Here is an 11,484-nt window from a genome sequence, read left to right on the forward strand (position 1 = left end):
GATGGAGACAGAGCGCACACCGAGGATCGTCGGGGTGATCTGGGGGCTGCTGGTCCTCAACACCCTCGGCTCCGCCGGGGCGAAGACCATCATCCCGCTGCCCCGTTCCCTCATCCAGATGGTCACCATGGGCTCGCTGGTCGCCGCGTTCGCGCTGGCGCTCGCGATCAACGCCCGGCTGCGGGTCCGAGCCAGCGCGTACGTGTTCCTGCTGACCCTGCTGCTGGTGACGAGCGTGATCTCCAGCGCTCACCTGGAGTCCGGGTTCGGCGCGCTGTTCCGCTGCTTCCGGCTGACCCTCTTCATCGGCACGCTGTGGCTGCTCAGCCGCTGGTGGGACGGCAGCCTGACCTTCGTACGGCACCACATCCGGATGTACTTCGCGGTGCTCGGCTCGGTGGCCCTCGGCCTGGTCGTCTCACCGGGCGCGGCCCTGCCCGACCTCTACGGCGGGCGGCTGGTCGGCGCGCTGTGGCCGCTCACCCCGCCGCAGATCGGCCAGTACGCCGCGGTGATCATCGGGCTCACCGTGCTGCTCCTGGTGGGCCGCCGGATCGACAGAACCAGCGCGGCGGTCGTCATCGTGCCGTCCCTCGTCCTGCTCGCGCTGACCCACACCCGCACGGCCACGCTCGGCCTGCTGCTCGGGCTGGTGCTGGGCATCGGCTCGCTCCTGATGACCAGCTCCGCGGCCCGCCGCTTCTTCACCTGGGCGGTGGCGATCGCCGCGGTGGCCGCGGTGGGGTTCGCCGGCGCGCTCCAGGCGTGGTTCCTGCGCGGACAGAGCAAGGACAACTTCTCCAGCCTCACCGGCCGCGCCAAGGTCTGGGACGCCCTGCTGGCCGCGCCCCGCACGACCGGGGAGAAGCTGTTCGGCGTGGGCCTGGGCGACAAGTCGTTCGGCGGGCTGCCGATCGACAACAGCTGGCTGGCCGTCTACAACGAACAGGGCCTGATCGGCGTCTCCCTCGTCGCGGCCTTCATCATCGTGCTGGGCGGCGTGGCGCTGCTGCGGCCGCCGTCGCTCCAGCGGGCCTGCGCGATCTTCCTGATCAGCTACTGCGCGATCGCGTCCTACACCGAGGCAGGCCTCGGCGACGCCTCGCCGTACCTGCTGCATCTGGCCGTGGCCGTCTCGCTGTTGGCGGCACCCGCCGAGGCCACCCCCCTCGCGACGCCCGCCGTCCCCCGACAGCGCCTCGCGCGCCGGGCCCAGAAACCGGAGGTGAGGTGAGCATGCACATCCTCGTGGTGCACAACCGTTACGCCTCGGCGCAGCCGAGCGGCGAGAACAAGGTCGTCGACCAGGAGGTGGCGCTGCTGCGCGAGGGCGGCCACCGGGTCGAGCTGTTCGAGCGGCGCAGCGACGACATCGGCTCCATGTCCCTGCTCGCCAAGGTCGCGGTGCCCCTGCGGGTGCCGTGGAACGCGCAGGTCCGCACCGAGCTCGCCGCCCGGCTCCGCACCGAGCGGCCGGACGTCGTCCACGTCCACAACGTCTTCCCGCTCCTGTCGCCCGCGGTGCTCGCCGCCTGCGCCGACGCCGGTGTGCCCGCGGTGGCGACGCTGCACAACTACACCCAGGTCTGCCCGCCGGGCACGCTCCAGCGGGACGGCCGGCCGTGCACCGAGTGCGTCGGGTCGACGCCGCTGCCCGCCGTCCGGCACGGCTGCTACCGGAACTCCCGCCTCGCGACCGTGCCGCTCGCGGTCAGCCTGTCGGCCAACCGGCGGCGGTGGTGGTCCGGCGTGGAGCGCTTCCTCTGCATCTCCGCGGCGCAGCGTGACGTCCTGATGGCTGCCGGGATGCCGGCCGAGCGGCTGGCGGTGAAGCACAACTTCGTGCCGGACCCGGACGCGCGCCGCACCGACGCCGGCGAGCATCTGCTCTATCTCGGCCGGCTCGCTGAGGCCAAGGGCGTACGGCTCCTCATGGCCGCGTGGGACGAGATCGCGGCGAGCGGCGGGGTGGGAGTACCGCTCGTGATCGCCGGCACCGGACCACTGGAGGCGGAGGTCACCGCCTGGGCGGCGGGCCGGGACGACGTGCGCTACGTCGGCCTGTACGACACGGCGGAGTGCCAGAAGGCCATCGCGCGGTCGGTCGCCGTGGTCGCTCCCTCGACCTGGCTGGAGGCGTTCGGCCTGGTGGTCGTGGAGGCGATGGCGGCCGGGGTCCCGGTGGTCGCCGCCGGTCACGGCGCCTTCGTCGAACTCGTCGAGGACGGGGTGACCGGGCTGCTCCACCGGCCGGGCGAGTCCGCCTCGCTCGCGTCCTGCGTACGCCGGGTCGCGACGGAGCCGGCCCGCAACCGGGAGATGGGCGAGGCGGCCCGGCGCCGATACGAAAAGGGTTTCAGCCCGACGGTCGGTCTCGACCGCCTGGTTGACGAGTACCGCACCGCGATCGCGGGCCGGTCAGCACTGACTCGTGGCGGGGACACCCGCGCGAGCTGGGGGGATGGGAACAAGTAGATGACACGATGCCGACTGTGCGGCTCGGAAGCGATGGCCAGCGTCGTCGACCTCGGAGCGACGCCACCCTGTGAGAGCTTCCTGGCCGCGGATCAACTCGACCAGCCGGAGCCCGCGTACCCGCTGCACCTCCAGGTGTGCACCGACTGCTGGCTGGCGCAGATCCCGCCGCTGATCACACCGGAGGAGACCTTCAAGGAGTACGCGTACTTCTCGTCGTTCTCGACCTCCTGGGTGGAGCACGCGCGTGCCTTCGTCGACGGTGCCGTCGAGCGGGCGGGACTCGACGCCTCCGACGCCTTCGTGGTCGAGGTCGCGAGCAACGACGGATACCTGCTGAAGCACGTGGTGGACCGGGGGATCCGCTGCCTGGGCATCGAGCCGTCGGTGAACGTCGGCGCGGCGGCACGGGACAAGGGCGTGCCCACGCTCACCGAGTTCCTGAGCCCGGAGACCGGCGCGGCCGTCCGCGCCGAGCACGGCCCGGCGAACCTGGTCGTGGCCAACAACGTGTACGCGCACATCCCCGACGTGATCGGCTTCACCCAGGGCCTGCGCGCCCTGGTCGCCGACGACGGCTGGGTCTCCATCGAGGTGCAGCACCTGCTGACCCTGATCGAGGAGAACCAGTACGACACGATCTACCACGAGCACTTCCAGTACTACACGGTCGCCTCCGCGATCCGGGCCCTCGCCAGCGGCGGACTCACCCTGGTGGACGTGGAGTTGCTGCCCACGCACGGCGGCTCCATCCGGCTGTGGTCCCGCCCGGCCGAGGTGGCGGGCGAGCCCAGCGAGCGGGTGGCCGACGTACTGGCCCGCGAGAAGGCCGCCGGGCTCCAGGAACTGTCCGGCTACACCGAGTTCTCCGCCCGGGTCGCCAAGGTGCGCCGCGACCTCCTCAAGTTCCTCATCGAGGCGGCCGAGCGCGGCGAGACGGTCGTCGGCTACGGCGCCCCCGGCAAGGGCAACACCCTGCTGAACCACTGCGGCATCCGCCCCGACCTGCTCGCGTACACGGTCGACCGCAACCCCTACAAGCACGGCCGGTTCACCCCGGGCACCCGCATCCCGATCCTCGCGCCCGAGCAGATCGCCGTCGACAAGCCGGACTACGTGCTCGTCCTGCCGTGGAACCTGCGCGCCGAACTCACCGAGCAGCTGTCCTACGTGCACGAGTGGGGCGGCCGGCTCGTCTTTCCCATCCCGGAACTGAGCATTGTCGAGGTGCAGTCATGAAGGTCGTTCTGTTCTGCGGCGGTTACGGGATGCGGATGCGCAACGGAACCGCCGACGACGTGCCCAAGCCCATGGCGATGGTCGGCCCGAGACCCCTGATCTGGCACGTCATGCGCTACTACGCGCACTTCGGGCACAAGGAGTTCATCCTGTGCCTCGGCTACGGCGCCCACCACATAAAGGACTTCTTCCTCAACTACGAGGAGACGACGTCCAACGACTTCGTGCTGCGCAAGGGACAGACCGAGCTGCTGTCCACCGACATAGCCGACTGGACCATCACGTTCGCGCAGACCGGCATCGAGTCGCCGATCGGGGAGCGGCTGCGCCGTGTGCGCCACCACCTGGACGGCGACGAGATGTTCCTCGCCAACTACGCCGACGTCCTCACCGACGCCCCGCTGCCCGAGATGATCGAGAAGTTCTCCGAGCGCGACGCCGGCGCCTCGATGATGGTCGTGCCGCCCCAGTCCTCCTTCCACTGCGTGGAGCTGGGCGAGGACAACCTGGTCGGCGGCATCACCGCGGTGAGCGACATGCCGCTGTGGGAGAACGGCGGCTACTTCGTGCTCCGCCAGGAGGTCTTCGACCACATCCCGGAGGGCGGGGACCTGGTCGCCGACGGCTGCGCCCAACTGGCCAAGCAGGGCCGCCTGGTGGCCCACCAGCACCGCGGCTTCTGGAAGCCGACCGACACCGTCAAGGAGCGGGCCGCGCTCGACGAGGCCTACGCCCGCGGCGAGCGCCCCTGGGCCGTGTGGGAGCAGGACAACGCGACGGTGAGCGCGTGATCGCGCTCGGGGCCGGGCAGCGCCCGGACCGGATCGTCGCCGTGGGCGCCCACTGCGACGACATCGCCATCGGCGCCGGCGGCACCCTGCTGACGCTGTGCCACGCCCGGCCGGGCCTGCGCGTCGACGCGCTGGTGCTCTCCGGTGGCGGCACCGAACGCGAGCAGGAGGAGCGGGCCGCGCTCGCCGCCTTCTGCCCGGGCGCCGACCTGCGGCTGACCGTGCTCAAACTGCCGGACGGCCGTATGCCCGTGCACTGGGACGAGGCCAAGGCCGCGGTCGAGGAACTGCGCGCGCAGACCGACCCGGACCTGATCCTCGCCCCGCGCACCGACGACGCCCACCAGGACCACCGCGGCCTGGCGCAGCTGATCCCCACCGCCTTCCGCGACCACCTGGTCCTCGGCTACGAGATCGTCAAGTGGGACGGCGACCTCGGCCGCATGGCGGCCTACCAGCCGCTGTCGTCGGAGACCGCCGAGGAGAAGGTACGGCTGCTCCAGGAGCACTACGGCTCGCAGCGGCACCGGCCCTGGTACGACCGGGAGGCCTTCCTCGGCCTCGCCCGGATCCGTGGCATCGAATGCCACGAGCGATACGCCGAAGCGTTCGCCGTCACCAAACTCACGCTCAACCTGGGGGGTTGACCCATGCGCGTACTGCTCACCGGACACCAGGGATACCTGGGAACCGTCATGGCCCCGGTCCTCGCCGCCGCGGGACACGAGGTCGTCGGCCTCGACGCCGGCCTGTTCGCCGACTCCGTCCTCGGCGACACACCCGCGGACCCGCAGGGCCACCGCGTCGACCTGCGCGACGTCACGGCCGAGCACGTGGCCGGGGTGGACGCCGTGATCCACCTGGCCGCGCTCTCCAACGACCCGCTGGGCTCGCTGGCGCCGGAACTCACCTACGACATCAACCACCACGCGTCCGTCCACCTGGCCCGGCTCGCCCGCGAGGCCGGAGTGCGCCGCTTCCTGTACGCGTCCACCTGCTCGGTCTACGGCGCCGCCGGCGGCGACGACCTGGTCGGCGAGGACGCCCCGCTGCGCCCGGTCACCCCGTACGCGGAGTCCAAGGTGCGGGTCGAGGACGACCTGCACGAGCTGGCCGACGGCGACTTCACCCCGGTGTACATGCGCAACGCCACCGCCTTCGGCTACTCGCCCCGGCTGCGCGCCGACATCGTGCTGAACAACCTGGTCGGCCACGCGCTGCTCTCCGGCGAGGTGCTGGTGCTCTCCGACGGCACCCCCTGGCGCCCGCTGGTGCACGCCGCCGACATCGCCCGCGCCTTCACGGCCGCCCTGACCGCCCCGCGCGAGGCGGTCCACGACCGGGCGTTCAACATCGGCAGCGAGACCAACAACGTCACGGTAGCCGAGATCGCCGAGCAGGTCGCCGAGGCGGTGCCCGGCGCGAAGGTGCGGATCACCGGCGAGAACGGCGCCGACCCGCGCTCCTACCGGGTGGACTTCTCCCGGTTCCGCGCCGCGATCCCCGGCTTCGACATCGAGTGGTCCGTCAAGCGCGGCGCCCTCGAACTCGCCGACGCCTACCGGAAGTTCAACCTGACCAAGGAGGACTTCGACCAGCGCTTCACCCGGCTCGCCGTACTGCGCGCCGCGTCCGAGGCCGGCACCGTCGACGACACCCTGCGGTGGCGCCGATGACCCCTTCCGGCGAAGAGATGCACGCCCTGGTGGAGCGGCTGTACCCGCTCTGCCGGAGCATCACCGGCGACGGTGTCCGCGCCACCCTGGACATCATCGGCGAGTACCTCCCGCTCCAGGTCCACGAGGTCCCGACCGGCACGCAGGTGCTGGACTGGACGGTGCCGCAGGAGTGGAACATCCGCGACGCGTACATCGCCGACGGCACCGGCCGCCGGGTCGTCGACTTCGCCGCGTCCAGCCTGCACGTGCTCGGCTACAGCGTCCCGGTGTCGGCGACCATGCCGCTGTCCGAGCTGCGCGACCACCTGCACACCCTGCCGGACCGGCCGAGCTGGGTGCCGTACCGCACGAGTTACTACAAGCCCGAGTGGGGTTTCTGCCTGGCGCAGGAGACCCTGGACGCGATGCCGGAGGGCGACTACGAGGTCCGCATCGACTCCACGCTCGCCGACGGCCACCTCACCTACGCCGAGCACGTGGTGCCCGGACAGGTCGCCGACGAGGTGATCGTCTCCTGCCACATCTGCCACCCGGCGCTGGCCAACGACAACATGGCCGGTGTCGCGGTGGCGACGCACCTGGCCCGGGAGCTGGCACGGCAGACGCCGTACTACACCTACCGGTTCATCTTCGCGCCCGGCACCATCGGCGCGATCACCTGGCTGGCCCGCAACGCGGAGCGGGTGGAGCGGGTCAAGCACGGACTCGTGCTGGCCTGCGCGGGCGACCCGGGCCAACTGACCTACAAGCAGAGCAGGCGCGGCGACGCCGAGATCGACCGGGTGCTGCGGCACGTGCTGACCGCCTCCGAACGCCCGCACCAGGTCAACGAGTTCACCCCGTACGGCTACGACGAGCGGCAGTACTGCTCGCCCGGTTTCAACCTCGGCGTGGGCTCGCTCACCCGGACCCCGTACGCGGGCTACCCCGAGTACCACACCTCGGCGGACAACCCGGACTTCGTCTCCCCTCAGGCGCTGGCGGACACCCTCGCCGTCTGCCGCGAGGCGTTCGCCGTCCTGGACCGCAACCGGCGCTACCTCAACCTCAGCCCCTACGGCGAACCGCAGCTCGGCCGCCGCGGGTTGTACGACGCGCTCGGCGGCCGCAGCGACACCAAACAGGCCCAGATGGCCATGCTCTGGGTGCTCAACCTCTCCGACGGCGAGCACGACCTGCTCGACGTCGCCGAGCGGTCCGGGCTGCCCTTCGACACCGTCGCCGACGCGGCCGGCGCACTGCACGAGGCAGGGCTGATCAAGACATGACGTCGATGCCCGTCGAGGGGGAGAACCCGCCGACAGCGGCGCCACGGGCCCCATCCGCCAAGCGGGCCCTCCTCGGCCGGCTGTCCTGGGGACTGGCCGACCAGGCGGCCTCCAGCATCAGCAACTTCGCGGTGGGCATCTACGTGGCCCGCTCGCTCGGGGTGACCGCGTTCGGCGTGTTCAGCCTCGCCTGGGTCACCTACGGCGTGGTGCTGAACGTCTCGCGCGGCCTGTCCACCGACCCGCTCACCGTGCGCTTCAGTGGTGTCCCTGAAGCGTCCTGGCGGCGGGCGGTGGCCCGCTCGACGGGTACCGCGCTCGGCGTCGGCACCTCCATCGGCGCGCTGTCCCTGGTGGTCGGGCTGGCCCTCGGCGGCCGCCTGGGTGCCGCCTTCGCCTGCCTGGGCGTCATGCTGCCGGGGCTGCTGCTCCAGGACGCCTGGCGGTTCGCGTTCTTCGCCGCGGGCAACGGGCGGAAGGCCTTCGTCAACGACGTCGTGTGGTGCGTGGCGCTCGTCCCGGCCATGGTGGCGGCGGCCCACGCGGACACCGTGGGCGCCTTCGTGCTGGCCTGGGGCGCGTCCGCGGCGGTGGCCGCCGCGTACGGCTGCCTCCAGTCCGGCATCCGGCCCCGGATGGGCAAGGCGCGCGGGTGGCTGCGCGAGCAGCGCGACCTCGGCTACCGGTACCTCGTCGAGAACGTCAGCCTCAGCGGGGCGAGCCAGCTGCGGGCCTACGGGCTCGGCGCGATCGTCGGGGTCGGCGCGGTGGGCGCCGTACGGGGCGCCGAGCTCCTGATGGGCCCCTTCCTCGCCGTACTGATGGGCCTTTCGCTGGTCACCGTCCCGGAGGCGGCACGGGTGCTGCGGCAGTCCCCGCACCGCCTCGGCAAGTTCTGTCTCCTGCTGGGCGGCGGACAGGCCGTCGCCGCCCTGCTGTGGGGCGGCTCGTTGCTGCTGCTGCCGAACCGGCTCGGCGACCTCCTGCTCGGCGGCGTCTGGCACTCCTCCTCGCACCTCATCGTGCCCATCACCTTCAGCGTCGCGGGCGCCGGCCTCGGCACCGGCGCGGCGGCCGGACTGCGCGCCCTCGGCGCCGCCCGGCGCAGCCTGCGCTGCCAGCTGTTCGCCTCCGCGTTCTACGTCAGCGGCGGGCTCGGCGGGGCGGCCCTGGCCGGCACGGTCGGCTCGGCCTGGGGCGTCGCCGCCGCGACCGTCGGCGGCTCGGCCGTGTGGTGGCTGCAACTGCGGTCCGCCCTGCGCGAGCGCCACCACGACTCCGTTCCCGAAGTGAGGACCTCATGACCGACCGACCCAGACTGAGCATCGGCCTGCCCGTGTACAACGGCGAGGAGTACCTGGCCGAGTCGCTCGACGCGCTGCTCGGCCAGACCTACGAGGACTTCGAGCTGGTCATCTCCGACAACGCCTCGACCGACGGGACCGAGGAGATCTGCCGCAAGTACCTCGCGCAGGACTCGCGCATCCGCTACCTCCGGCTGCCGCAGAACATCGGAGCCACGCCGAACCACAACCGGGTCCTCGGCGAGGCCCGCGGCGAGCTCTTCAAGTGGGCCTCGCACGACGACCTCTACGGCCGCGACCTGCTGCGGCGCTGCATCGATGCCCTGGACGAGCGGCCTGACGTGATCCTCGCCCACACCGACCAGGCGGTCATCGACGGCGACGGCCAGGTCAAGGTCCCCTACGAGTACACGCTCGCCACCGACTCCCCGCACGCACCGGACCGCTTCCGCAGCCTGCTGTTCGAGCCCGGCGGCGACGACTTCTACGGCGTGATGCGCACCGACGTGCTGCGCCGGGTGAAGCCGATGGACAGCTACCACCACGCGGACCGCACCTACGTCGCCGAGATCACCCTGCACGGCCGCTTCCACCAGGTGCCGGAACTCCTGTACTTCCGCCGCGACCACCCCACCCGCGCCGAGCGGGCGAACCCCTCCAAGCGGTCCCGGTGCGTCAACCTGGACCCGCGCCGGGCGGGCCTGCTGCACCCGACGCCCCGGCTGCTCGCCGAGTACGTCTGGGGCTTCGCCTCGGCGATCCGGCGGGCCCCGCTGTCGGCGGCCGACCGGCGCGAGTGCTTCCGCCACCTGGCCGCGTGGATGACCAGCCGGGTGCGGCCGGGCGCCGGTGAGCGGGTCGAGGACCGCGCCCCGGTCGACCCGGCCAAGCTGACCGTCTCCGTCGATGCCCTCGTCGCCGGCCGTGAAGGGAGGGGGGCATGACGCCGAAGGACGGGACCCCGGCGCGCGTCGGGGTGTTCGGCCTGCTCGGCTCCGGCAACCTCGGCAACGACGGGTCGCTCGAAGCTGTCCTGCGCTATCTCCGCGCCGAGCATCCGGAGGCGGCCGTCGACGCCCTGTGCGGCGGACCCGAGGCCGTCACGGCCCGGTTCGGGATCCCCGCGACCCGGCTGCACTGGTACCGCGGCGAGTACCGCACCGCGTCCCGCGCGGCGGCGATCGCGGGCAAGGCCGTGGGCAAACTCGTCGACGCCTTCCGCACCGCCGCCTGGGTGCGCCGGCACGACGTGGTGATCGTGCCGGGCATGGGGGTCCTGGAGGCCACGCTGCCGCTGCGGCCCTGGGGCTTCCCCTACTCCCTGTTCCTGCTCTGCGCGAGCGGCCGGCTGCTCGGCACCCGGGTCGCGCTGGTCAGCGTCGGCGCCGCCGAGATCAGGAACCGCCCGACCCGGGCCCTGGTGCGCTGGTCGGCACGGCTCGCCGCCCACCGCTCCTACCGGGACGATCAGTCCCGCGACGCGATGCGGGCGATGGGGGTGGACACCGCGCACGACGAGGTCTACCCGGACCTCGCGTTCTACCTTCCGGCGCCCAAGTCGAGCGAGCCCACCGGCACACCGGGTCCGGTCTGCCTGGGCGTCATGGACTTCCACGGCGGCAACGACGACCGCGCCCGGGCCGAGGAGATCTACCGGCGCTACCTCGACGGGACGATCACCTTCGTCCGCGCGCTCGTCGCGGAGGGCAGACCGGTCCGGCTCCTCACCGGCGACGAGTGCGACCTGTCGGTGGTCGACGCGATCCTCGACGCCGTCGACTCACCGCTGGTCACCGCGGCCGAACCGGCCTCACTGGCCGACCTGATGGACGAGATGGCGGCCGCCGACACCGTGGTCGCCGTCCGCTACCACAACCTGATCTGCGCGCTGAAGACCGGAACACCCGTGCTCGCCCTGTCCTACGCGGCGAAGAGCGACGCGCTCATGGAGCGGATGGGCCTCGGCACGTACTGCCACCCGGCCCGCGAGGTCGACGCCGACCGGCTGCTCGAACAGTTCCGGGACCTGGAGAAGCACGCGGTCGAGGTACGGCGGACCCTCACCGAGCGCAACCGGCTCGCCGCGGAGCAACTCGCCCAGCAGTTCACCGCCTTGACCACCACCCTGTTCCCGGCGGACACCCACGCCCACGCACCGCGGAAGGCCCGATGAAAGCGACCCAAGTCCCGGAGATCGCCGGCGCGTACCTGTTCGAGCCGACACCGCACTCCGACGAACGCGGCTTCTTCAGCCGCACCTTCGACGTCGAGGTGTTCCGCTCGGTGGGCCTCGACCCGCACGCCTTCATCCAGGACAGCGTCTCCCGCTCGGTCCGGGGCGTGCTGCGCGGCCTGCACCTGCGCTCCGGCGCCGGAGAGGCCAAGCTGGTGCGATGCTCGTACGGCGAGATCTTCGACGTCGTCGTGGACCTGCGGCCCGACTCGCCGACGTACCGGAACCGGGCCTTCTTCGAGCTGTCCGGCGCGACGCAGAAGAGCGTGTACATCCCCGCGGGATGTGCCCACGGCTTCCAGGCTCTTACCGAAATCGCAGACACCTCTTACCGTATCGACCGTGAGCACGATCCGTCCGAGGACGTGACCATCGCCTTCGACGACCCGGAACTCGCCATCCCCTGGCCGCTGCCCGTCACATCGATGTCCCAGCGCGACCGGGAGGCCCCGAGCCTCGCCGAGGTCCTCGAGCACAAGGAAAGGTGAAGTCGGC

General features: G+C 71.8%; 11 protein-coding genes. All 11 read left to right on the top strand.

Going from position 1 to position 11,484, the window contains the following annotated elements; translation table 11 throughout:
- The first annotated feature begins 1 nt into the window (after nt 1).
- From ACFULQ_RS00440 to rfbC, 11 genes are read left to right on the top strand one after another with little or no spacing between them, the layout of a single operon-like run.
- A complete protein-coding gene (locus ACFULQ_RS00440) occupies nt 2-1,234 on the top strand; it encodes an O-antigen ligase domain-containing protein (protein WP_383536082.1) in 1,233 nt (410 codons plus the stop codon).
- 2 nt (nt 1,235-1,236) lie between these two features.
- Entirely contained in the window at nt 1,237-2,475 is a 1,239-nt protein-coding gene (locus ACFULQ_RS00445; RefSeq protein WP_383536083.1) for a glycosyltransferase, read from the top strand.
- A complete protein-coding gene (locus ACFULQ_RS00450) occupies nt 2,476-3,714 on the top strand; it encodes a class I SAM-dependent methyltransferase (RefSeq protein WP_383536085.1) in 1,239 nt (412 codons plus the stop codon).
- Entirely contained in the window at nt 3,711-4,505 is a 795-nt protein-coding gene (locus ACFULQ_RS00455; protein WP_383536087.1) for a glucose-1-phosphate cytidylyltransferase, read from the top strand. The genes ACFULQ_RS00450 and ACFULQ_RS00455 overlap by 4 nt, the downstream gene beginning before the upstream one ends.
- Nucleotides 4,502-5,152: a PIG-L deacetylase family protein gene (locus tag ACFULQ_RS00460; protein ID WP_383536089.1), complete on the top strand. Its 651-nt coding sequence runs from the start codon at nt 4,502-4,504 to the stop codon at nt 5,150-5,152. The genes ACFULQ_RS00455 and ACFULQ_RS00460 overlap by 4 nt, the downstream gene beginning before the upstream one ends.
- A gap of 3 nt (nt 5,153-5,155) precedes the next feature.
- Entirely contained in the window at nt 5,156-6,181 is a 1,026-nt protein-coding gene (locus tag ACFULQ_RS00465; protein ID WP_383536091.1) for an NAD-dependent epimerase/dehydratase family protein, read from the top strand.
- Entirely contained in the window at nt 6,169-7,452 is a 1,284-nt protein-coding gene (locus tag ACFULQ_RS00470) for a DUF4910 domain-containing protein (protein ID WP_383536093.1), read from the top strand. The genes ACFULQ_RS00465 and ACFULQ_RS00470 overlap by 13 nt, the downstream gene beginning before the upstream one ends.
- Nucleotides 7,449-8,756 (top strand): hypothetical protein, encoded by a 1,308-nt coding sequence (locus ACFULQ_RS00475; RefSeq protein WP_383536095.1) that lies wholly within the window; start codon nt 7,449-7,451, stop codon nt 8,754-8,756. Before ACFULQ_RS00470 ends, ACFULQ_RS00475 begins: the two co-directional genes overlap by 4 nt.
- Nucleotides 8,753-9,700 carry a glycosyltransferase family 2 protein gene (locus tag ACFULQ_RS00480; RefSeq protein ID WP_383536097.1) on the top strand — a complete coding sequence of 316 codons (948 nt, stop codon included), beginning with the start codon at nt 8,753-8,755 and terminating at the stop codon, nt 9,698-9,700. Before ACFULQ_RS00475 ends, ACFULQ_RS00480 begins: the two co-directional genes overlap by 4 nt.
- Nucleotides 9,697-10,929, top strand: a complete 1,233-nt coding sequence (locus ACFULQ_RS00485) for a polysaccharide pyruvyl transferase family protein (protein WP_383536098.1) — start codon at nt 9,697-9,699, stop codon at nt 10,927-10,929. Before ACFULQ_RS00480 ends, ACFULQ_RS00485 begins: the two co-directional genes overlap by 4 nt.
- On the top strand, nt 10,926-11,477 hold the full coding sequence (gene rfbC, locus ACFULQ_RS00490; RefSeq protein ID WP_383536100.1) for a dTDP-4-dehydrorhamnose 3,5-epimerase: 552 nt from the start codon (nt 10,926-10,928) through the stop codon (nt 11,475-11,477). The genes ACFULQ_RS00485 and rfbC overlap by 4 nt, the downstream gene beginning before the upstream one ends.
- Nucleotides 11,478-11,484: the final 7 nt, after the last annotated feature.

Source organism: Streptomyces sp. NPDC057253 (assembly GCF_042669125.1).
Lineage (GTDB): Bacteria > Actinomycetota > Actinomycetes > Streptomycetales > Streptomycetaceae > Streptomyces.